The organism is Aquimarina mycalae, from assembly GCF_029906345.1.
In the GTDB taxonomy this organism is placed as follows: Bacteria; Bacteroidota; Bacteroidia; order Flavobacteriales; family Flavobacteriaceae; genus Aquimarina.
On record NZ_JARYGY010000010.1, the window covers coordinates 15,208 to 38,661 of the forward strand.

General features: G+C 30.0%; 24 protein-coding genes. 3 read left to right on the top strand and 21 right to left on the bottom strand.

The window, feature by feature from the left end; genetic code table 11:
* Position 1 precedes the first annotated feature (1 nt).
* From QBK95_RS20625 to QBK95_RS20660, 8 genes are all read right to left on the bottom strand, one after another.
* On the bottom strand, positions 2 to 1,069 hold the full coding sequence (locus tag QBK95_RS20625) for a radical SAM protein (RefSeq protein ID WP_280936452.1): 1,068 nt from the start codon (positions 1,067 to 1,069) through the stop codon (positions 2 to 4).
* 143 nt (positions 1,070 to 1,212) lie between these two features.
* Positions 1,213 to 1,848 carry a polysaccharide biosynthesis protein gene (locus tag QBK95_RS20630; protein WP_280936453.1) on the bottom strand — a complete coding sequence of 212 codons (636 nt, stop codon included), beginning with the start codon at positions 1,846 to 1,848 and terminating at the stop codon, positions 1,213 to 1,215.
* Between the two features lie 514 nt (positions 1,849 to 2,362).
* Positions 2,363 to 3,412 (bottom strand): glycosyltransferase, encoded by a 1,050-nt coding sequence (locus QBK95_RS20635; RefSeq protein WP_280936454.1) that lies wholly within the window; start codon positions 3,410 to 3,412, stop codon positions 2,363 to 2,365.
* Positions 3,413 to 3,421: 9 nt separating this feature from the next.
* Complete coding sequence (locus QBK95_RS20640) at positions 3,422 to 4,255, bottom strand: FkbM family methyltransferase (protein WP_280936455.1); 834 nt, start codon at positions 4,253 to 4,255, stop codon at positions 3,422 to 3,424.
* A 2-nt stretch (positions 4,256 to 4,257) separates the two neighbouring features.
* A complete protein-coding gene (locus tag QBK95_RS20645) occupies positions 4,258 to 5,190 on the bottom strand; it encodes a GNAT family N-acetyltransferase (protein ID WP_280936456.1) in 933 nt (310 codons plus the stop codon).
* A 2-nt stretch (positions 5,191 to 5,192) separates the two neighbouring features.
* A complete protein-coding gene (locus QBK95_RS20650) occupies positions 5,193 to 6,179 on the bottom strand; it encodes a polysaccharide deacetylase family protein (protein WP_280936457.1) in 987 nt (328 codons plus the stop codon).
* 5 nt (positions 6,180 to 6,184) lie between these two features.
* Entirely contained in the window at positions 6,185 to 7,621 is a 1,437-nt protein-coding gene (locus QBK95_RS20655) for an ArnT family glycosyltransferase (RefSeq protein ID WP_280936458.1), read from the bottom strand.
* Between the two features lie 19 nt (positions 7,622 to 7,640).
* Positions 7,641 to 8,588 (bottom strand): hypothetical protein, encoded by a 948-nt coding sequence (locus tag QBK95_RS20660; protein WP_280936459.1) that lies wholly within the window; start codon positions 8,586 to 8,588, stop codon positions 7,641 to 7,643.
* Positions 8,589 to 8,763: 175 nt separating this feature from the next.
* On the opposite strand from QBK95_RS20660, the gene QBK95_RS20665 reads away from it, so the two are divergent.
* Positions 8,764 to 9,819 (top strand): glycosyltransferase family 39 protein, encoded by a 1,056-nt coding sequence (locus tag QBK95_RS20665; RefSeq protein ID WP_280936460.1) that lies wholly within the window; start codon positions 8,764 to 8,766, stop codon positions 9,817 to 9,819.
* Positions 9,820 to 9,821: 2 nt separating this feature from the next.
* Here QBK95_RS20665 and cysC read toward each other — a convergent pair whose 3' ends face one another.
* The 10 genes from cysC to QBK95_RS20715 all read right to left on the bottom strand — a co-directional run bounded on the left by cysC (position 9,822) and on the right by QBK95_RS20715 (position 18,747).
* On the bottom strand, positions 9,822 to 10,355 hold the full coding sequence (gene cysC / locus QBK95_RS20670; protein ID WP_280936461.1) for an adenylyl-sulfate kinase: 534 nt from the start codon (positions 10,353 to 10,355) through the stop codon (positions 9,822 to 9,824).
* A gap of 106 nt (positions 10,356 to 10,461) precedes the next feature.
* The gene (locus QBK95_RS20675; RefSeq protein ID WP_280936462.1) at positions 10,462 to 11,223 is read right to left on the bottom strand and encodes a hypothetical protein; all 762 of its coding nucleotides are present in this window, start codon (positions 11,221 to 11,223) and stop codon (positions 10,462 to 10,464) included.
* A 52-nt stretch (positions 11,224 to 11,275) separates the two neighbouring features.
* Positions 11,276 to 12,373 (bottom strand): SGNH/GDSL hydrolase family protein, encoded by a 1,098-nt coding sequence (locus QBK95_RS20680; RefSeq protein ID WP_280936463.1) that lies wholly within the window; start codon positions 12,371 to 12,373, stop codon positions 11,276 to 11,278.
* Between the two features lie 36 nt (positions 12,374 to 12,409).
* Positions 12,410 to 13,180: a methyltransferase domain-containing protein gene (locus QBK95_RS20685; protein ID WP_280936464.1), complete on the bottom strand. Its 771-nt coding sequence runs from the start codon at positions 13,178 to 13,180 to the stop codon at positions 12,410 to 12,412.
* Positions 13,181 to 13,182: 2 nt separating this feature from the next.
* Complete coding sequence (locus QBK95_RS20690; RefSeq protein ID WP_280936465.1) at positions 13,183 to 14,571, bottom strand: B12-binding domain-containing radical SAM protein; 1,389 nt, start codon at positions 14,569 to 14,571, stop codon at positions 13,183 to 13,185.
* Positions 14,568 to 15,359 (bottom strand): class I SAM-dependent methyltransferase, encoded by a 792-nt coding sequence (locus QBK95_RS20695; protein ID WP_280936466.1) that lies wholly within the window; start codon positions 15,357 to 15,359, stop codon positions 14,568 to 14,570. Before QBK95_RS20695 ends, QBK95_RS20690 begins: the two co-directional genes overlap by 4 nt.
* Positions 15,352 to 16,776, bottom strand: coding sequence for a B12-binding domain-containing radical SAM protein (locus QBK95_RS20700; protein WP_280936467.1), 1,425 nt, complete (start codon positions 16,774 to 16,776; stop codon positions 15,352 to 15,354). Before QBK95_RS20700 ends, QBK95_RS20695 begins: the two co-directional genes overlap by 8 nt.
* 31 nt (positions 16,777 to 16,807) lie before the next feature.
* Positions 16,808 to 17,707 (bottom strand): nucleotidyltransferase domain-containing protein, encoded by a 900-nt coding sequence (locus QBK95_RS20705; protein ID WP_280936468.1) that lies wholly within the window; start codon positions 17,705 to 17,707, stop codon positions 16,808 to 16,810.
* Positions 17,708 to 17,832: 125 nt separating this feature from the next.
* Positions 17,833 to 18,369, bottom strand: a complete 537-nt coding sequence (locus tag QBK95_RS20710) for a YceI family protein (protein ID WP_280936469.1) — start codon at positions 18,367 to 18,369, stop codon at positions 17,833 to 17,835.
* A 12-nt stretch (positions 18,370 to 18,381) separates the two neighbouring features.
* Positions 18,382 to 18,747 carry a hypothetical protein gene (locus QBK95_RS20715; protein WP_280936470.1) on the bottom strand — a complete coding sequence of 122 codons (366 nt, stop codon included), beginning with the start codon at positions 18,745 to 18,747 and terminating at the stop codon, positions 18,382 to 18,384.
* Between the two features lie 127 nt (positions 18,748 to 18,874).
* Here QBK95_RS20715 and QBK95_RS20720 point away from each other — a divergent pair, with 127 nt between their 5' ends.
* Both QBK95_RS20720 and QBK95_RS20725 read left to right on the top strand, forming a co-directional pair.
* Positions 18,875 to 19,258 (top strand): OB-fold protein, encoded by a 384-nt coding sequence (locus tag QBK95_RS20720; RefSeq protein ID WP_280936471.1) that lies wholly within the window; start codon positions 18,875 to 18,877, stop codon positions 19,256 to 19,258.
* A gap of 33 nt (positions 19,259 to 19,291) precedes the next feature.
* On the top strand, positions 19,292 to 20,146 hold the full coding sequence (locus QBK95_RS20725) for a DUF5777 family beta-barrel protein (RefSeq protein WP_280936472.1): 855 nt from the start codon (positions 19,292 to 19,294) through the stop codon (positions 20,144 to 20,146).
* A 74-nt stretch (positions 20,147 to 20,220) separates the two neighbouring features.
* Here the strand turns inward: QBK95_RS20725 and QBK95_RS20730 are convergent, their stop codons facing one another.
* The 3 genes from QBK95_RS20730 to QBK95_RS20740 form a co-directional block, all read right to left on the bottom strand.
* Positions 20,221 to 21,039, bottom strand: coding sequence for a heparin lyase I family protein (locus QBK95_RS20730; RefSeq protein WP_280936473.1), 819 nt, complete (start codon positions 21,037 to 21,039; stop codon positions 20,221 to 20,223).
* A 7-nt stretch (positions 21,040 to 21,046) separates the two neighbouring features.
* Entirely contained in the window at positions 21,047 to 22,165 is a 1,119-nt protein-coding gene (locus QBK95_RS20735; RefSeq protein WP_280936474.1) for a T9SS type A sorting domain-containing protein, read from the bottom strand.
* A 105-nt stretch (positions 22,166 to 22,270) separates the two neighbouring features.
* A complete protein-coding gene (locus QBK95_RS20740) occupies positions 22,271 to 23,338 on the bottom strand; it encodes a T9SS type A sorting domain-containing protein (RefSeq protein ID WP_280936475.1) in 1,068 nt (355 codons plus the stop codon).
* Between the last annotated feature and the right edge of the window lie 116 nt (positions 23,339 to 23,454).

The following is a 23,454-nucleotide window of genomic DNA, read 5'->3' on the forward strand; positions in this document are numbered from 1 at the left end:
ATTAAAAAGCACTACAGCATCTACTACATGCTGGCAATAATCCTCCATTATTAATTAAATCTGATCTAAACTTTTTTAAAATTTTAGAATTCCATATTTCTTTTAGAGAATCTTCGTATAAGTTACCTAAGGTTAAATTATAACATCTTCCATGAGCAGGAATTACGCTTCCATCTGATTTTATCATAATGTTGGAGAATACGTCATTGCATACTCGTCCAATAATTTTCTCAGGTTGATGATAGAATTCGTGGAGTTTTTCTTTTGAAGTGATTTCTGGAGAAAAACTTATTGGAAATTTATAATTCTCATTTTTGATAGCTGTAATTTCTTCTAATAGAAGTTGAAGGTCAAAATTATCAACATTTACTTCCTCTACATTAGAAGCTGTAGCAGTATATGTATTCAACCAAATGTCATTGTGTTGATCTGCAATATGTTGAGGTGTGTAATTAGTATGCATAAACCCTATTCTTTGTATTGGGTAATCCTTAAAAAAATCAACTAAAGCTTTTAAATGACCTATATTCCATTCTGTAATTACACAAAATATAGAAATAGGTAATTCTGGATTTAAATTTAGTATTGTTTCAATACCTTCAACAGCTTTCTGAAATGATTTTTTGTGGCCCCTAATCTCATTATGAATGTCTTGTGGACCATCTAAGGATATGAACAAATTTCCTAAAGCTCCATCAATTAGTTTTTCTGCTTTTTGTTTTAATGTTAGAGCATTTGTGGTAATCGAGGTTTCTACCTGTTTACTTTTTGCATAGATCAAAGATTCCTCAAGATGAGGATAAACCAGAGGTTCAGTAAATGCATACCCTAATTTTGCTTTTGGATAGAAAATTGCCATCTGGTCTATTGTTTTTTGAATCAATGCTAATGGCATGTTGATAGGGTGAGTCCCTATTAAGTTTTGAGCAAAATTGGTTTCTATAGTTTTAGTTCCAACATCACACATCTTGCAATGTAAATTACATACGTTATTTACACCTAGAACAATCCATTCTGGAGCAAATAGATAATTTTTAGGAAAATAATGTTTATTTATTTTTTTTAACATGGAATATATTTCCTGAAATTAAATGTCTAAGATATATTAATAATATTACTTACTTATCGTAATAACTTAACGAGTAGTCAAGTGCATATAGGTATTAAAGATAATATAAGTATCAGTTTTATGATAGTACAAGCAAGATTAATTTAAAACAACCTAATACTTTTTATTTTTTTACTTTCTAGTTTGTATATAATTAAAACCAACCATTTTGTTATACAAACACTTAAAAGGACTCCGAAAATCTGATATTCTTTAATCAGCGTTAAAATGAATATGAAGTTGATTATGAATCCAATACAGTTAATTAGAATTACTTTTTTCTCTTTATGATTTTTAAGTAATTGCATAACATTTAGTTCATAAAAAAAAGAAGGTAAGGCTATCAATCCTCCTACAATATAATAGTTGTAGTTAAGATTTAATTGAACAAATTGCTCCATTACAATCCAAATAATAAGAGAACCTACAGAAACTAAAGGAATCGCAATCCAGTATAGTTTTTTTTGTATTTTTTTAACGATCGAATCTGCAAGCCTATAAATATGTTTTGTAAATGGTAAAGTTATGTAAGCGGATAGTGCTTGAAGCATTAAAAAGGCAGTAATTAATAATTGATATTCAGATAGTCTTGCTTTAGGTAGGTAGAAGTCCACAATATAAATATCGATTTTAGATGCAATCCATCCACTAAACCCAAGTAAAAAAAAAGGGAAAGCATGGTGAAATTCTTTCATTGAAATTGTAAAAGAAATTTTTTCTTTCCAAAGTTTAAGTGCCATTGAGATTATTATCAACTTACAAATAATAGCGATACAATATATTTGTAGAAATGTACCTAGATTAAATGATTCTAGATAAGCTATACTACTTATTATGATAGTAAAACTTATGATTTCGGCAATTAAAAGACTGCCGAATTTTAAATGGAATACAAGTAAGGTATAAGAAGATTGATAACAATACATTAATGTAATTAGAATAACACTATATAGAGCAATATTAAAAGGGAAAAAGAAAAAGAATATAAAGGATAGAGGAAGTAAAATACTTCTACTTAAAAAATTTGAAAAAAAAGAGTGATACATTCTGGAAGGCGTTTCACTATATTTTCGGAGTAAATGTTCTTTGTGTCCCCAGTTTAAAATAAAGACTGTTAAGAAAACCCATAGTTGAACATTAATTAATGTTCCCCAATTTTCTTTACCAAAACTTGTAATCCCAAAAATTACTATCAAAAAATTGAACACAGGGCTTGCAAAACCGCGCGCTGTATTTAATCCTATAGTTATGAGTTTACGCATTATATAATTTTAAATAGGAATTTAAGGTTTCTTTTTCAGAGTGTAGCAAAATGCGTTTTTTTTCGGTATCCAAACTAGAGAGAATAATATCGCAGGCGGTTACCATTTCTTCTTCTGATTGACAAATATTCCATTCTTTCTTTTCTTGTGCGATTCCAACATTATTAGAAACAATACTCATTCCAGAATATAAAGCTTCAGCAAATACATACCCATACGATTCATATGTACTGGTATGTAGTAAAATTTTAGACTGTGACATTTTTTCAAGTACCAGGTCTCTTTTTAATATTCCAGTAAAAGAGATTGTGTTTTCTAGTTGAAATTTGGATATCATCTTTAAGACTTGTTCTGGTTTTTTACCAGGGCCAATTATTTCTACCTTAAGTTTGGGGTGTTTTTTTATCAATTTGGCTATTACGGTTATAAAGACGGTATAGTTTTTAATAATGTTTAGAGATCCTACACCTAGAATATCAATTTTGTTTTGTCTTAATTCAGGGAAGACAGACGTATTCAATCCCCAAGGAATAATAGTGGATTGAAGCTGATGATTTTTTAAAAGAGCATTCGAGTGATTTTTAGAAAGCGTAATAATTTTAGCATTGGATCCAATTAGACTGATTACATATCGATTGTTTTTATAAATATCTTGCCCCATAGCGGTTATAATGTGTGGGATATTTCTTTTAGCAGAAAACTTTTGTCCTATAAAGGAGCATTCTCCTATCCAAAAACTATGCAGCGTTGTTATCGGTGATTCTTGATGCAGTTTCTTGAGTTTTTTTAAAGCTTTGTTCCAGACCCAAAGTTTTCTGTATCTCTGATTTTTTCCGTTTAATGAGATAACTTGAATTCCATTCCAATTGTAGGTTTTATTTGAAAAAGGAAACTGAAAAGTAAGTAATGTAATTTTGGTATTGGGAACTACTTTTCTTAATGACTTTAAATAAGATTGTAATGCTGGAATTGTTGTAGAATCCTTGTCGGATCCAGGAAATCCAGGTGTTAAGAAAACTATATGTGATATGTTTTTATTCAAAAATTATTGTTACTTCCATTTAATATTGGTGAAAACTAAATCGTGATTTTTAATAAATTCAGGATTTTCAATTAAAATTTTTTTATCGACTAAATCTCCTTTAGCTGTATAAATATATTCGTAAATCATAAGATCATCATGTAAATGTTGAATGGCGGCCTTGATTTTCTTTTTAAAAAATGAAAACCCAATCACTTTTTCCAGCTTTAATAAAACTTTATTTAGAAATTTTGAGTGTATAGATTTATTATATATATGTTCATTTAAAAAATTATAGTGAAAAGAAATGTATAAAGTGGGATACTTTAATTCTTTTATTGTCAATCCGATATGGGGCAGAATTTTAAATTCAGCACCTTCTACATCCATTTTTATAAAATCTACTTGTTTAATTTTTTCTTGTATTATGAAATCGAATAAAGATATTGCTGTAATTTTTAAAGAATTCTCAGTATCTTTTTTTCGACTTAAAATACTGCTTGATGATGCGCCATATGTTTTCCTAGCAGATAATTGAATTGTTTCTTTTTTTCCAGAAATAGCAGTTTGATAAGGAAATATTTTTTCTGCTAGAATAGGATTTAGTTTTATGTTTGTTTGTAATTCTTGGAAACATACAGGATCAGGGTCTAATGAGAATACTTTTTGGGCTTTATGAGCAATGTATAAACTTAAAACACCACTCCATGCGCCTATATCCATAATGGTAGTGTTTGGTTTTACGAAGTAATCCAAAATATCAAACGTATATGGTTCCCAAAGCCCTGTATTAATATAATCCCAAGCTTCTTTGTTTTGCCCAGGATTAACTTTAAAATGATGTTTTCTTATGACGATATTCACGATTAAAAAGTATCTAAATCTCCAAAGGTAAATTTCAATTTTTCTAAAGGAAAATCAGAAGAAAAATTCTTAAATCCCACAACCCAAGATTCAAACTGCTCATCGGCTCTATTAGCCATTAATGATGAGATTTGGGTGTCAGGAGATGCTTGAAATATGAGCTCACTAATTCCGTTTTTAGCAGCTATAGATTTTAATTGATATAATGCTTTATCAAAATCTATTTCATTAGAAGCTTCTACATCACCGATTAAGAGGCCATTTTTTATTTTTATCCAAAAAATAACATTGTTTAATTCTATGGTGAAATTATTTGTAAATGATTTGTATTGATAATATGCTGAATTTCTTGCTGTTGAAACAATATGGGTGTTGTTGAATACACTTCCTTTAACAGAAACATCTATTTTATATTTCTCAAAAACGCGTTCAATACGTTTGTTGTAAAGACTGTTTGTAGTATTATTTTTTTTAACTAATTTTTCTAATGGAATATTGGCAGCTTTAACTTTAAACCCTTGCATACGCTCTTTATATATCCAATTTAACTTGTTTAGATATCCATATTCAGAGTTTTGATTAGGAAAACCCCAGACAAACCTAATTCCTGCGCTTTTTAGTTGTTCATCGGTGTGATTGCCTAGAGTAGTAAATAACCCTTTTCCAGTATAATTAGGTAATGTCATAGCATCTCCATATTGAGCTGCAATTTCATAAGTATTCTCATATTCCATTAATACAGGAATAGCCCCATGAAAAGCGATGGGTTGATCTTTATCATAAGCAAGGTGGCCAAAAAGACTTTTTCCTAGGTAGGATGTGTCAAATTTCCTGTTTACAGAATTTAATGTCACTGAATTTCCGAAAACTTTTTTATATAAATAAGTAAGATCTTTAATGTTCTCTTGAGAAAGTGGAACTATTGAATACTCCATAATCAAAAATAGGAGTCTTTTAACAAACAAACAAGCTGATGCTTCATAGAAATGTATGGGTTGATAACAAAACGATTTCTTAAGGTAGTATCTTTTTTGTCAACGTCATTATTATAATCAACCAATAAAACCTTTTTAAAACCTAAAGATTTACAATGCGCTACCAGTTGTTCATTATATGTTCCAAAAGGAAAAGCAAATTCATCTACTGATTTAGTGCAGATCTCTTCCAGTATTGTTTTACTGGCTAAATTTTCTGTTTCAGCTTCGTGATTTGGGATTTCTATTAAATTAGCATGGGTAAAACCATGAGATCCTATTGTAAATAAAGGGTCGTTTGCAATTTCTTTAATTTGATCATTAGTCATTAATTTCCAATACTCTTCTAAAGGTTTTGTTTTAATAATATCCCATTCATCCTTAAAAATATTGAAGAGAGGTGTAATCCTATCATAGGATATGGTTTTGCATTTATTTTTTAGAGAAACTCCATTAAACACAAATTCATTGTTACTATTTTTTACATAACGATTCCCTTCGAAATTAATTTCTTTTTTATTGGAGTAATACGATGTTAAATCAATAAAATCAGGCCATAAAAACTTATTTTTACTATGAATAGAGGTAATATAAAAAGAAGCTGGAATGTTATGTTTTTTCAGTATTGGAACTGCATGTTCGTAATTGTTTAAATAGCCATCATCAAAAGTTAATGCTATGTTTAGAGTATTTGGTTTAAAGTTTTTCTGATAATAATCATCCAAAGAGATAACATTAAAATGTGTTGTAATATATTTAATAAATGCTCCAAAGTAATCTACGGAAACAAACCTACTATTATAATCAGTTTTGCCTATAGTGTCGATACCGTGAAATACTAAAATACGTTCACCATATCTATTACGAAGTAATAGTTTCTGAAACCCAAACTTTAAGAGGAAAGTTCTATAAAGTAAGGCAAATCGATATTTTATTTTAATCCAAATCATTTGAATTATTGTTTTAATTGAATTTGATAGAGCTTCCAACCATTAGGAAGTTCTTCTAGAATTTCTAAATGGTAATTTGTTTTTAAATAATCCCAGTTTATAATTGGTTTTTTACCAGTCCATTGTTTAGAGAATTTTGTCGGATGAAAAAGTACTAAATCATTTTGGCGAAAATCATTATATATTTTTTTAATTAGGTTTTTATATTCAAAGTTTAATCCTCTTCCTTGTATTGCACTATCTACATCAAAACTATATAAGTTTTTACCTTGATATGGTATTAAAGCTGTTGTTACCTTTTTCTCAAAAAGAGTTCTGTTATAAGTATGTTTAAATGTAATACCCCATAAGGAGAGTTGGATAAGTACACTAAATACTCCTAGAATTATAGCATTGTTTTTTAAAATTTTAAAATTCATTAATTCTAAAAAAGAAGGGTAGAATAATAATAAAACAATTGGGAATAGTAATCCTAATACTCTAATATTTTGAAAGGGAATCCCAGATAGAAATAGTAAATATAAAGCGATGGAGATGAAGATGATTTTTTGAGGAAAAGAAAAAAACAATTTGCGTTTTTTGATAGATATAAGGCCAAGTAATAAGCCTATGAAAACGAATCCTGGATGCACGAATATATAAAAAGAGTGTATTAGATTTGGGAAATTATATGACCTTAATCCGTCTGAAGTAGTATGATTAGCACTAAAATAATTCAGGAAAGACCAGGAATTTAAAAAATAGTTAGACGAAGCTCCTAATAAGTTATCACGTTGAAATGTTATAAAAGGAATACAAACTATAAAACTAAGTATAGAAGCAATTAATAAATCTTTGAATGTTTTTCTTTTAAAGGTAAGATATATAGAATATAATATAATAGGTAACGTAATAAATAAAGAGGCATACCTAGTCATGAATGCGCAAGTGGCAAACAAAAAAAATAAAGCTAGATTTGTGCCATTAATATATGCCTTAAAGAAACAATAGAAACTAAGAACGATAAACATAGCGGCCATCACATCAGACATAACCACTAAACTCATTTTAAATAAAAAAGGAGAAAACACACCCAGAATCATGATATAGTAAAAACTAAATCGATGATTAGGATAGAGTAATTGAATTGTTTTAGTAAGATATATAGCAGAGATTGAGAGACTAATAGAACTAATAAATTGTAAAGCAAAAATTGTATCTCCAAAAACGAATGATAATAAACTTGCAAGAAATGGATATAAAACTGGCCAATAAAAAGTTCCAGGTAGTGTTCCGTTTATGAAATAACCTCTAATAGATTCCGTATATCTTAGATATTCATAAGAATCTTGACCATAAAGTCCATCAAATCCTAAAATTCTTAAAACTAAAATAAATAACAAAGGTGTTCCAAAAAAATAAAGAAATTCTTTATTTGAGTGAATTATTCTTTTTAATTTCATGTAAAAGATCATGCGTATATTATATTACCTTATGTGTATAATTTAAAGGTTGTTTTAAGTATCTTAATAATTGTATATGAGATAGTAAGAGTTCTTCTTTGTTCTTTTGATTATAGAATTGATTTAATACCTCTGCTTGATATATTGTTTGATTTTCGTATGTGAATACTTTTTCTATTTTAATTTCTACATATGAAAAAAACAAATCAGGGATCCGTATTTTTAAATATTCTGTGGGCACGAAATTTATTTGATCATTGGTCTTTGCACCAAACTTTCCTAAGCTGTATACTTTTGATTTATGTTGCATTAAAACATCTGATAAACATAGAACTGCTCCTTTTTTTAAGTATATATTGGAATTGTTAGAATTGCGAAGCCCAAAAACAATGCTGTTTTTTACTTGTAAATACAAATCAATTGGAAAATATCTTCTATTATTTTCATCTATAGGTATCGTCAGTAGTCGAACCAGCCTAGGATGCGTAAATAACGCTGATAAGGTTCTGTAATGCTTCGAATTAAAACTAGATAAAAAACTTTTATGCTTGTGTCTTAATTTAAAGTAAATAAGCTGACTTATTATTTTTAATCGATATGTGGTCAATTTAAGATCTGCGTCCTTAGCAAGGAATAGATATATTTTGTTTGTTTCATCAACAGAAATAATATTTTCAAATTGTAACGTAATGCTTCCTATACAATTATCATTCTGATTGTTGTAATATTCTAGAAAACAAACATCTTCAGTATTCATCTGATCTTTGGGTTTTTCATCAGAGAAAAAAATGCCAATTATCGTAGGGTCATAAAGCACACAACGAGCTGTAACCTTAATTTTATTTTTTTTGAATACCCAATAAGTATCTTCTTTAGTTTCAGAAAGAGTAGGAGATCCAATAGCGATATAATCAGATAAAGGGTGTTTTCCTAGAATTTTTTTTCTGATTACTTCTTTGATGCTCATTTTAATTATTTATGACAATATAATAATTAATTTCAACGATTTTTTACTTTCTGGCTATTCAAGTGTTCGTTCAATATTTAGTACCTTTAATTTTATGAATAAAGTGAATACTCTTTTAAGAAAAATAATTACCTACCCTAAAATCAGCATTTTTCTTACTCTATTTCTTTTGTATTTGGCGAAAATAATTGCTTTTGGCGAAATGAACTCTAATCGGCTCTGGAATAAAGGAGATGCTATATTTTATCATTTTATGGCGACCTCCCTGCTGGAAGATGGGGATCTTGATCTTAGTAATAATAATGAAATAGTATCTTTGAATGATGGTCATTTTGCATTATCAAAATTTGGATATCCAACTGCTAAACAATCACCATTAATGACAATCGTTTCTCTTCCTTTTCGATTTGTTTTTGGACCCGTTGGTTCTTTGTGGTTTAATATTTTATGTTCTCTAGGAATTGTTCTTATTTTGTATGAATTGTTACTCTTGTGGGTATCCGATATATCAGCTCTAATAGCATCATTATTAATTGGTTTAGGGTCAGTTTTATTTAGATATGCTTTTAATTTTTCTCCTGATGTATTTAGTTGTTTTTTAGTTTTAGCCTTGTTGATCAGCCTACTTAAAGAAAGGTGGATTCTGGTTGGGCTTCTTGCTGGTTTGGCTATTAGTGCTAAAATAGGTAATGTTATTGTTGTTGTCCCAATTCTGAGTTTTGTTTTATTTCGACTTCCATTAAAGAATATCAAAACTTATTTACTAATAGGGGTTAGCTTTGTTTTTGCAGTTTTACCATTCATGATATACAACAACTATATGTTTGGATCTCCTTTTAATACTGGTTATCATTCAATTTTAACAGTAAATAATCAAGGGACAAGAATGGTATTATCACATACGAATGATTTTAATTTGCCTTTTATGAAGGGGTTAATTTCGTTACTTTTTAATACCCGAAATGGATTAGTTATAGATAATGTTTTTGTTGTTTTTTTAGCTGTAATTGGTTTGTTTTTTATTCCTAAAAACAATAGAAAGGAGTTATTCTTAATCTTTATACTAATTTGTATTCAGGTTATATTTTATTCTTTATATGATCATCAATTGGCAAGTAGATTGGGAAATCGTTTTTTATTGTTGAGTATTGCTTTAATGGCGGTTCCAATATCCTTTTTTATAGAAAAAATAAAGAACAATTTTTCTGCAAAATATTACAAAGAAAAATAGGTTTAAAAGGAAATGAAATTGGCGTTAATAATCTTAGATATACATTCCGTTTGGTCAAGAATATGAGTAGAAACTAACAGATCAGGTTCTTTAGGAATATCATAGGGAGCATCAATTCCTGTAAAATTTTTAATCTCTCCTGCACTGACTTTTTTATATAACCCTTTAGGATCTCTTTGTATACATATATGAATCGGGCAATCTATATAAATAAGTATAAACTTGAAACCTTTGGTGTTGATATAGGTCTTTAAATCAGAGCGATCCAGATCATATGGAGCAATGAGAGAAGCAATTACATGACTTCCTTGGTTTAAGTGTTGTAGGGCTAACTCTCCAGTTTGCAATAATTGCTTACGTCGATCTTCTCTACTAAACCCTAGTTGGTTATGAGAAGTTTTACGCAGGTAATCACCATCCAAATGAACCACCTTTTTTCTCCTGTTTTTATAATGAGAAGTTAGAGTATTGCTCAATGTTGTTTTTCCACTACCAGAAAAACCGGTAAACAATATGAATACTGGTTTTAAATCCATATAATTGATAACTTAAGTTTCGATTTATTAGAGTGTTTTAAATAAAGATAATATATTATTTTAAATATCAAGTTTGAGATATTAGAGTAGTTTATGTCTTACTAAATCACATTTCAAGTTGGATGATTTGGTACTTAAAATATTCAATTATAGATCTGTCTATTTTTTCGTTAATTGTACCAATAGCTTGATTATTTAGATTTTTCCTCCATTCTTTTTTTAAGTAATAGTTTTTGTAATCATCAAAGGTTAGAGATGATTTTTTTGTAGAGTCTACAATATTCTGAAATCCCTCTTCTTTTTTTACCTGTATACCTCCTTTTTTTGCAATTAAATCAATAATAGCTTCAGGGTTTTTAATGAGTTGTTCATAAGTGATGTTAATTACAATTTGAAATGTTTTTTCAGATAAATGAATGTAAGATTTGTTTTTTACATTCCATAGTTCAATGGGTGATTCTAAATATCTTCCTTTACAGAAATCTCTATTTCTTAGGAACCAATCTTGTTCAATAAAATTGTGAAAAACTGGATCTTTTTTTCCTCTAAAATGATATGGTTTTTTATGAAGAGATAATAAAAAAGAATATGGATTTTTAGTAATTGTTACAATCACTAGAGGATGCTTTTTGAATTCATTAATTTCTTTAACTCTAGGGCATCCATGTTTCCATCCTAAGGAATTTTTCTTGTCCATAGTTGATAGAATATCTATAACGAAATCATATTTTATGGTTCTTAATAATGATGTTGATAGTTTATTAGGTCTATATTTAAGAATTTTAACTTGTAGGTTTTGATCAATTAATTGTTCCAAATAATTGGTCCCACTATTTCGTTCTCCATATATTTTAATGGCCTTAATCATTAATCTATTTTATTGTAATTACCTATTTAACTATTCCTAAATCAATAATGTGTTATTTTTTAAAAGAAAATACAGAGTCTATTACTTTTGCTGCCCATTTATGCCCTTCAACATTCCAATGATCATCACAATCAAAATATAATTCTTGTTGATTCAATAAGTCATCTTTTTTAAATTCTTTTAATAGATCATAGTATGAAAACCCCAATTGAGCACTTAAAACATCTAAACTATCTCTTAGTGGAACATCTAACTGTTCTTTTTTATACTTGACAATATCGTATTTACTAGGAATCGTTATAATATTAACCTGTTTTCCTTTAGATTCTATTAGTAGTTTCTCTATATTATATTTTATTCTATTCCATTGCTCATTACTTAACCTAAAATGACCACTTTTTCCTAAATGAGATTCTCTTTGAAAAACGGTATATCCAATGTATCTTAATTTTATATATCTATAAAAATGGTATGTATACGTAAAATTCTTTAATATTCCTTTCCAACCTCCAAGCGACCCCATACTTTGCATTCCTTCTTTGTAGGCATCAGGTCCATATACCAATTTATAATTTGGGTATTCACCCTTCCAAAAGGGCTTATATTGATTTTTATGAATTGAAGTCATATAGGATAAATCATCATCTATCACATCATTCTCTGGAAAAAGAGCCCATAAAATAGCATCGTGATCATATTTTTTGGCCTTGTTTTTATATAAAAGATATTCTTGAGTAAGTCCAAACCTACTCACACCCATATTTATGAATTCAAGTTGAGATATATTTTCTAATTGGTTTGAAAAACGATCTTTGATTTCTACTCCCCATCCTTCTGTAAAGGAGTCTCCAATAACTATTACTCTTTTTCGAGAAGAGTTTAACTCTCTTTCAATATCCCTAGCCCCAATAGAATTGGCTTTGTAATTAATGTTGAAACAACTAGTTATATGCATATATTCATGATAAGGTTTTCTCCAAACCCCAAATGTAGAATCCGAATCATTCCAAAAATGCTCAATAATTTGAAAGTTATATTGTGGCTTTCCTATTTGTATTAAGCCTAAAGAAGTTGTTCCCATAAGACCTAATTCTAATAACACGAAAAATATTATTAATTGAATTCCAATTCTTAAAAACAGCTTCTTCATATATCTCTTGGATTTATTAGTAATTTATAGACTAATCTAGTTGCTATTATGTATAGTGTTAGAAAACATTAACCACATAAATGGAGAATCTTCTCGTCTTAATAATTTATCCATAATTTTTTTTCTTGGATTATATAATATTTCAAAGCCTTGTAAGCCTTCAATTTCATGATGAAAATAGTGATGAATCATTTTTGGGACACCTAAGTTTTTGTAATATGTGGTAGTTCTATTTCTTGCTAATGTAATTTCAGACTTTTTGTAAAAAGGACTATCTATTATATGGAGTTCTCCAGTTGAATTTAATTTACTTTTTAATCTACTTAGAATCTTCTCTAAATCCTCGAAATATTGAATACAGCTATTTACTGTGATTATATCAAAATCTTGTAGATTGTCAGTTTCAGAAGAAAAAATATCGGCATAGATAAATTTTAAATTTGAACTCTGAAAAACCCTCGCAGCTTGTTCTAATTCTGTATGGTTAATATCTATAGCGTAGATGTCAGAATTAGGTGTCTTAGATAATTGATTGCTAAACCAACCATTGCCACATCCTAGATCTAAGATTTTTAATGATGTATTTTTCTCGGTTAAATAATCAACGATTCTTTTGGTAGATTTTTGTCTTAATTTCCACTCGTTATAGTATTTATGATTACTTAAAACTTTAGGAAGTCGAGCTACAATATGATCATCATAAATTCTTTGTTCTTTATCTCGTACTGTTATATAAACAGAGGAAAATATATCTTTTTTTTCTGTAACATAATAGATGCCATTTTGTTTAGTACTATTAAGTAACATAATTACTGCAATTTGTAATATTTCATAGCGAAAAAAGCCAATATTGATTTCAATTTTAGCTTTAGAGTGGATATACTATATGCGTTAGCAGAAGTTTTCTTTTTAAAATAATTTACCTCATTCACAATTCTTCGCACAGCAAAATCATAGTACTTACGATGATAGGTTCGTTTAAAATCAATATCTCTATCGGTTGAGGTATTCCAATCGGGTTGTATGGTAATATCATTTTCTATCTCATTGTATAAAGAAGTTCCTTTAATAGGGTATGCGACTGTGATTGTAAAATGAGTAGGATTAGCAGCTTTTAGGTAGGTTATAGTTTGTTGAATGTCTTGTTCATCTTCGCCAGGATATCCTACCATAATAAATGTACCAGTTTCCATACCTAGTTCATTTGTTTTTTGAATAGCATCTCTAACTGTTTCTACTTTGACACGTCTATCCATAGCATCCACTATTTTTTGCGAACCACTTTCTGCACCAATCCAAATGCGATAACAACCAGCTTCTTTAAGTTGCTGCAATACTTCATCGTTAAGCCGTTCTGCTCTAGTAATACACTCAAAAGGTATGATAGCATCTTGTTGTATCACTTCTTTATGAAATTCTGCCAGCCATTTATGACTCACTGTAAAAACATCATCTACAAACCAAACGGTATCGGGATTGTATTCCTTTTTAAGCATTACTAATTCTTTCGCAACAAGACTAGCTGGTCTTCTGCGATAGCTCTGTCCATATACAGCTGTACTACACCATTTACAAGTGTAAGGGCAACCACGCTGAGTACTTACGGTCATCGAACTTTGTCCGTGATTATTTTTCCAGGTATCTAGATATTTTTGCATATCGATCGCCTTTCTATTGGGTAAAGGAAGCAACGATAAATCTTTCATTTTTATTCTTGCAGTTGTCTTTACAACTTTATTCTGATCTAAATAGGCAATACCAGGAACATCATGTATATCTGTTTTGTTGATTATAGCTTGGTATAATTCATATAGGGTTTCTTCTCCTTCACCTATCACAATATACTGAGCTCCTGATCTTAGATAGTTTTCAGTGTTATATGTTACATCAGGACCACCTAAAACTATTTTAGGGAAGCCATAAGAGGCTTCGGTAATAAGTATTTTGATGAGTTTGATAACCTCTACCTTCGTCATTAGATTTGCATAAATAGCGACAACATCTGGTTTTTTTGAAGCTATGAAACTTAATTGTTCTTTTTTAGAGCTAAAGGTTGTGTCAAAAACATAGTTTTCTACGATTCGCTCTTGCAAATACCCTGCAATATAAAGTTGACCCAAAGGTGGGTATGGTTTCATAATCCTTTGTTCTTTCGGATCCGTACTTAGATAATATGCGTGCGTAAGAACAATGCTCATCTTTTTGATAACGAGATTACATAATGATCACTATATTTTGATAAGAATGAGAAACGCCTGAAAAAGGCATCTAGATTAGATAATACTTTCAAAAAACCAATATTATTTTTGAGAAATGGTTCCAAGTAAGAAGGAGGAATACAAAACCCAATGGGTTTAATATTCATTACTTTATAGAGTTTAGCCGATACTTTTAAAATATTTTTAGGGTTGTAATACCAAGTGTTTACTGGGGTTCCGTCTACATTTGCTACAACTGCGTGGTTAGTGTTACGTCTAAAAGCTTTTTTAATTTTTCCTTTTAATATAAAATAAAAGGTTTCTATAACACAATGTTTTGGCATAATTACAGCGACTACTTTACCATTAGGTTTTAGTTTTTTTTCTGCTGATGTAAAGAATGTTTGTAGTTGTGAATTAGAAAGACAATTTAACCCGCCAAAATCCGAAAATATTAAATCAAAAGAATGTTCAGTATCAAATGTCTCTAGCTTATTGATGTCTAGTTGTCTAAATTCAAGATCTTTATGATCACTTCGTTGTTTGGTTTTAGCAACAGAAATCATTTCTGAAGAAATATCCGTAGCAATAACCCGATGTCCTTGAGAAGCAAGCCAAATAGCATCATGTCCTGTACCGCAATTAATTTCGAGAATATGAAGTTTCTGATCTACTGGAAGTACTTTTTTTACATATTGATGCACCAAATCCCTTTGGAGTTTCCCTATGTGGCTACTAGTAAAAGTAGTATCATAGGCTATTGCTGCTATGTCAAAACTTTCACTCATTTAGATGTTCCATTCTTTTTAAAATTTGCGCATCCATAAACGCACTTGGAAAATAATACATCAGATATGTTATTCTTTTAAAAGAAATTGCAGAAAGTTTTGAAGGACTTTTTATCACGTTCTTTAAAAATCGTAATCCCTGACTTTTTCTATATTCTTTATGCACATATCTATGTAGCTTTTTATAATATTTAGTATTGTAGGTGCTTTTAAACATCATAGCCAAGTCATCAGAATCGGTCCAATTAGTTTTAAACCTAAGGTCATCTTTTACTTTTTCATAGAACTTAGTGCCAGGAAGAGGATAGGATACCGATACACCTAGATCATCTGGGACTAATTCTTTAATCATTTTAATAGTTTTTGAAATATCACTTTTGGTTTCTCCAAGATATCCAAACTGAATAAAGAAAGCTACTCGTATATTCTTAGCTTTTAATAATTTGGTTGCGGTATAGATTTCTTCAACCTTGGTTCCTTTATCCATTGCATCCAAAATAGATTGAGATCCACTTTCTGCACCAACCCATACTTCTTGTAAACCAGATTCTGCTAGCGCATCAATAGTATCTTCTTTTAATAATAAATCTACTCTACTTTGTATATAATATTTTAGTGAGGTATTTGTTTTTTTAAGTTCTAGATTAAAGTTCTGTACCCATCCAGGAGTGAGACCAAATATATCATCACACATCCAAAAACGTTTAACGTTATAATTTTCTTGTAAATATTGTATATGTTTTACAATATATTCAGGTGAGTGTGTATTATAACGATTCCCATAAATTGGTTTAGCGCACCAATTACATTTAAATGGACAACCTCTTGTAGTAGCAATGTTTAAAGTGAAATCGTTACCTCCAGAAGCCCAAATATTTTTATAGGCATCGATATCTACCAAATCCCAAGCAGGAAGTGGTAATTCATCTAAATTTTTTAGAACGGGTCGTTTAGGATTTGCAATGGTTTCCTCTTCTGTTGCATATACAATCCCTTTAATTTTTTCAGGAGATTGGTTATTTTTAAGAGCAGTAATTAGCTCTGCAAGTGTTGTTTCTCCTTCTCCCTGAATAATATAATCTGCTCCATTGAACAAATACTTAGGATAGTGATCTGTAGCATCAGAACCGTTTATGATAACGGTACAATCATAGCTTTTTCCGATTCGTATCATTTCGAAAGCGGCTTCCCTCATTGTGGTCAGACACATCTTGGTCAAATAGTTAAAGCCATCATCATATAAAACAAGAAACTTTGGCTTTCTTTCAGAAATTTCTTTTTCTATATCATATGGAGTATCTCTTAAGTTGGTGTCAAATAAATCTACCGAATAGCCATGCTTTCTCATTAAAGATGCGGCATAGATAGTGCCTAATGGAGGGTAAGGAGTTTTATTCTTCCATTGTTTAGTATCCAAAGGATAGTAGTATGAATGTGAAAACAAAATATCAAGCATGTTCTTGTTCTAGTTCTATATCGTACTTGGATTGAAATTCATTATATTTTTGATTAAGCGTATTGATAACTTTTTTCTGAAAATTTTGAGGATGGTGCTTCGAGACACCATTCGTAGATTTCATAGCAACTCCAAAGTCATCTTTACTTAAAGTATTGAATTTTGTATTCCATTTTTTTAAAGTTATTTTCAGAAAAACGCGATCTAAAACGTTACCGATTTTAGAATTTAGTATTACTTGGATAGTTCGACTTAGCAAGTTTTTCTTATTTCTTTCATGAATAGAAGATTTACCTAATACTAAATTCGGTAAAAATTCAGAAACCCATTGATTTGCATTATAAAAGTTTGTGAAATTTCCAGAAACAGGTATTAAAGTCAATAATTCGGTAGCTGTAAATATGTTTTTTTCTGATATTTCTAAGGTATCTTCTGAAACAAAATAATTAACACAAAAGAATTTCCTTGAATTAAACAGGAACACTTTTTTATATAACATTAAAAATGTTCTGGCAATCCACAAACGCCCTGACTTTGTAATAACAAAAAAATCAACATCACTATGTTGGTCGTGATAGTTTTTGGACAAAGCACCAGAGATTCCAACAGCTTCAATATAAGGAAATTTAGAAATAAAAACTCCTTTTTTTATTGCTTTGTTCATAACAGCTTTTGCCATCTTATTACCTTCAATACGTCTAGAAACGTTATGAACATTATTATCAATAAAATAGTAATCATTGTTATAAGAAACGACACCCTTTTTTTTAAGATATTCAAGTTCATTGTCAATTTCCGTTTCATTAGTTGCATTAGAAAATTGATATATTTCCTTTGCAGAAAGTGGGTATTTAAAAATAGAAAAGTATAACAATGCTTTAAGGGAATTCATTGATTTCTTTGAATTTTTTCTTTTAAATGTAGCGGTTTTTTAAGAATAGAATGAAAAGATAACAAGATTTTAGTATTTATAACTAAAAAAATGTTTTCTGATACAAAAGATAAAACGAATGAAGTTTACTTCTTTTTTAAACTAAAATTTAAAGAAACTGAAATATCATCTGCAATCTTTTTGCTCACTATACTTGGGATTTTAATATCAAACTCTTCGGGTTTAGTTATAAAAGAAGAAGAAACAGAGATAGTGTCATCATCTTTACTTACGGTGCCTTTTACTTCTATATCTTTGGATTTACCGTGTAGGGTTAATGTACCTTTAATAAGGTATTCATTTTTGATATTACTTTTATCAAAATCAATAAACTTTCCTTTAAAAACTGCTTTTGGATATTCGTCAGATTCAATATAATTCTCATTAAAATGTTCCTCCATAAGTGCATTTTTGAATCTGAACCCTTTCATTAATGCTAATGCAGCAAACTCGCCATTATCGGCATTTAGAATAGCTGTTACTGTTGAGTTCTTTGCCTTTACTTCTTCAAAAGAAGGTACAGATGCTTCAAAATTGATGGTTCCTTTCTTAGTTAAGTACTTTTCTTGTGCAAAAACACCTACAGAAATATATAGGAATAATAAAAATATGATATTTTTCATGAGTATAAAGGTTTATTGTTCAAGTAATCCATCCGTGTTCCATTGGATGATAACATCGATTGTTGATTGAGGAAGTCTAGGACCTCCAAAAGGCATTAAAAAACTAATATCTTCAGAGGACACTCTATTAATTAATCCTCTGTTATCTACAGCTTCCTTAACTTGATCAAAAGTCAATAAAGGCATAGGAGCAAAATTAACTAGAGGATCATTATGACAAGTAGTACAATTGTCATCTATAATAGTTTTTACGCTATTTTCGTAAGTAACCAATGGTACGATGGTTACATCCACAAGATCGCTTTCACTGTCATTTTCACAACTTATGTTGGTTAATACTAAACAAATAACCAGAATTTTAAAAAGATGTATTCTCATAAATTGTATTTAAGGATATTATTTAAATGGTAAAAATTATGCCAAATTTCATTGATATGCAAAAATAAATTTCATTAGGAAGATAATTTTCATACTTTTAAAACAAGTTTAACTGTAAGATAGTATTATGAAAAAGCTGTTAATAGGAATTATAATTTTGCTTATTGCTGGATTTATTGGGTACAAATATGTGTATCAATCTCATAGAGATATACAAGGTGAAGAAGCTGCATTTACAGTGAATGCTATAGAATTGGCAAAAGAGTTTGCCGATAGTCCTGATGAATCGTCAAAAAAATATCTAAATAAAACAATTATTGTAACAGGACAGCTTACAGAAATTGAACCTAATGCTGTAATGCTTAGCGAGGCGGCATATTGTTCTTTTGATACCAATCATAGTATTTCTGATACAACCCTTAATTCATCATATACAATTAAGGCTAGGTGCATAGGATACGATGAGCTTTTGGAAGTCATAAAATTAGATCAAGCCTCTGTAATAAAATAATTATTCTCTTTTTATATTTATAAATATCACTTCATGAAAAAAATCTTATTATTCCTTTTTGTTTTCCCATTTTTTGTATTAGCTCAAGATGATTTATTGGATGAATTAGAATCTGGTGTAGAGCAAGACGAAACTGTAACTGCTACCTTTAAAGGATTAAAAATTGTGAATTTTGAATCCACAAAACTTGTCAATAAAGGAAATCTTTTCTTTGTGGTAGCTCACCGTTTTGGTAGTGTAAAGAATGGTATTGATGATTTTTTTGGTTTGGATCAAGCTGTAACTCAACTTAAGTTTATTTACGGTATTAGTGATGGACTTAATGTTGGGATAGCACGTAGTTCTTTTCAGAAAACGTATGGAGGACATGTTAAGTATAGGCTTTTTAGACAAAAAAAGAATGGATTTCCTTTTACGATTGTAGGTTATAATTTATTGACTATTAATACAGGTTTAGAAAAAGATCAATTACCTAAATTAGAATTTAGTAATAGATTATCTTATGTCTCTCAGGTTTTGATTGCAAGAAAGTTTGGTAAAAAATTATCTTTAGAATTAGCTCCTTCTTATCTTCATGAGAATTTTGTAAGATTCGATGACCAGGATAATTCTCAGTTTATTGTAGGAATGGGAGGAAGATATAAATTAACAAAACGGTTTAGTCTCAACTTAGATTATGGAGTTCATTTAAACAGAAGTAGTGGATCTACATTTAAAAACCCATTGTCAATTGGTTTTGATATTGAAACAGGAGGACATGTATTTCAAGTACATTTTACAAATGCTCAACCGATGTTTGAGAACGGTTTCTTAGGTCAGGCATCTGGTGATTGGGGAGATGGTGATTTTTTCTTTGGATTTAATTTAAGCAGAGTTTTTGATCTTTAAAAATATTCAAATAACATAGTATTGTTAAGGTAAATGGTTTTTTTACAATATAGTGTAGACTATATTTAAAGATACTATTGAATTTCGGTAACCTTAAAATTAGCAAAAAGTACTTCTTCATCTCTTAAGTCCAATGGGTGTTTTAGACTGCGGTAGATGCCCCATTTGGGTCTTACAAAATCTGCATCGGTTTTCCACATTCTTATAGTATTATCGCTGTAATTAAGTAATTCATCTCCTGTCTGTAGGTTTGTTAGGATGATTTTATACACTCCGTTTTCGCCATATTTAACAGTTTCTATTGCCTCTATCCAATTTCCTCTTAAGGCATTCAGGTTTACTGTTGCTAAGGTGGTTTGATCTAAATTAGAAGCATATCTTAATTCCAGTTTATCGGGATTTCCTTTTCTAGCAGTTAGCGTTATGAGCGGCATGTTTTTTTCAGAACCACCAACAGCTTTTAATTGGTGCAAATGGGTAAACTTTTTAGAAACTTGAAATTTTTTATCTATTTTAAATTTCCATTGATATATTACAGTTTCTCCTTTAACTCCCTTTAGATTATCGGGTGATTTGTCATATGATTTTATTTCATTCCGTTGTCTATCAAATTTTTTACAACGATCATTATCTTCTTTTAGATGAATAAAAAACTTAAAGACATGATCATTTAATTCTTTGTCAAATGCTTCAGTGATATGGGTACCGTCGAAGCTAGAATGATTGTCGCAATCATTAATGCTAAAACCAGGAGCTTCTATAGGTTTATTTCCAGGAGCTAATACCGAAGTTATAAGCTCATAAGTATCACCAGGGCCATCAGCATTTAAAGTTACCTGTGCATAAAAAGTATAATTTACTAGTAAAATGACGAATGTAATATAGGGTTTCATAATTCGTTTAATTTGCTTTTACAATCTTCTTTATGGTGAATGTATTCTTCATTTTATCAATGCATTTAACAAAATATAACCCATTAGAAAGATAAGTGAGATCTATTTTCTTATTGCTGTTTGTTTGATCTAGGTTTTTAATAATCTTTCCTGATCCGTTTATGATCAAAATATTATAATTATTTGCAATTTCTGAAAAATTAAAATTTATTATTCCTGTTGTAGGATTAGGAAATATATCAAATAAATCGCTATCAGAAATTGATGGTATGGATAATTGAGGGTTTTCAATTATAGAAAAATTGGCATATAATACCTCTTCATCTCTTAAGTCCGATGGAGAGTTTAAGCTTCTATAGATTCCCCATTTAGGTCTAATAAAATCGGCATTAGTTTTCCACATTCTTAATTCAGAAGAAGAATAATTCAATATTTCTGCTCCAGTATTTACGTTAGTAATAAGGATATTATAAATAGCATTGTTGGTTTCGCCATACGTAACTGTTTCAGTAACTTCTACCCAATTTCCTTTTAATAGAGAAAGATTTACTGAGGTAAGTGTAGATTGCGAGGTGGTTGGGGCGTATCTTAATTCTAACTGGTCTTCATTTCCTTTTCTTGCCGTTAAAGTAATTAATGGTTGACTTTCTTCTGCAGTATCAGCTCCAACAGATTTTAGTTGATGTAAATGGGTAAAACTTCCAGAAGGTTGAAAATTAGTATCTAATTTAAATTTCCATTGGTATTGCACGGTTTCTCCCAGTGTTCCTTTTAGATTATCAGGAGAAGGGGCATAGGTTTTTATTTCGTTACGTTGTCGATCTGTGGTGGTACATTTGTCTCGATCAATATCTTCTTGTACGTGAATAATAAACCTAAAAACTTGGATACCTAGATCTGTATCAAACACTTCATCTATGTGGCGATTTCCATCTGTACCAGCGTATGTAGAATGGTTATCACAAGTGCTACCAGTAACTCCTGGAGCTTCTATGACATTAGCACCAGGCGCAAGAACACTATTGATGAGTTCATAAGTGTTGCCCGCACCATCGGCATTTAAAGTTACCTGTGCTTGAGGCACAAGGTGTATTAATAATACAAAAATGATACTAAAAAATCTCATTGTTGATTGTTCACACGTTATTGTTTTTAAAAGCGATATCCTTGTAAAAAACAAGGATATCAGCTAATAAACTCAAATTAAAATCAAACTGTGGTAAAAATATTTTTAGTTTTTTACAATAGCTTTCGTAATCTTTGCTCCGTCTCCATAAATATTCATATAATATAACCCTGTAGAAAAAGGAGTTAGATCAATAACATCTAGATCATTTTTTTTCTGTACTAATATTTTCCCAGTAACATCAACAACTTCAATTGATGAAACTATATCGTTTTTAGAGCTTATATTGATTACGTTGGTAGTTGGATTTGGAAAAAAAGAAATATCAGAAGTTAATTCTTGTTCTGTTATAGATAAAAGTGCTGCTGTTGGGTTATCTGCACCAATATGATCTAATGCTACACCAGCAAAAACACCAGGATAAGCTTTGATCCCTGTACTGGATGTGCTAATTGTCCAATTAGGTAAATTTCCTGATGGTAAATCTCCACCATACCAATCAGAAGTGTTTTCATCATTTGTTAACGCAGAACCTGTAGAGTTTCCAATTCTGGCAACATAATCAAATTGTGAACTAGTGGTAACTACTATGTTCGCACCAGCAGGAGCAAACACAGCCGGATCTGCTTGTGCAGTATCGTCTTCTAGAAATCCAACTAAAGAATATGCGTATGCTTGTCCCGATGAGTCATTATCTCTTAAAAGAGCAAAACTATCTAAAATTGTCCAATCTGTATAAGGCGTTCCATCTGGAGTACCATCATTGTCACTATCTATATCATCACCAGTAGTAGGAGGTGTGGTAGCTTGTACTAAAAGAAACGTATGAGATTGTCCTTCTAATTCTCCATCAGTAAGATCCAAAGCTATATTGGCAGAAGAATCAACTGAATATGGATGACCAGTGGTAAGCAATACTAAATACCCATTTGATCCAGTGGTTTGACCAGTTAAATCTATAACTTCATTTACATCTCCTGGATCATTACCATCACCTTCAATTGTTAAAAGATACGTATTGGTTAATGGTGTATTGGCTGCGCCTCGTATTTCAATATATTCATTTGGATTATCTGTCCCAGGAGGATCAACCATAATCTCATTTATATAAAACTGTGCATTGATAACTTGAGAGGCAATTACGCAAGTTATTAGAAGTACTACTTTTCTCATAATTCCTTTTATTTAATTATAGGGTGAATTTTGGCTTATTATATTTGGTTAACCAAATTGGTCAACCAAATATATAAATTTATTTTTATTAACACAACTTTTATTGAAAATGATGT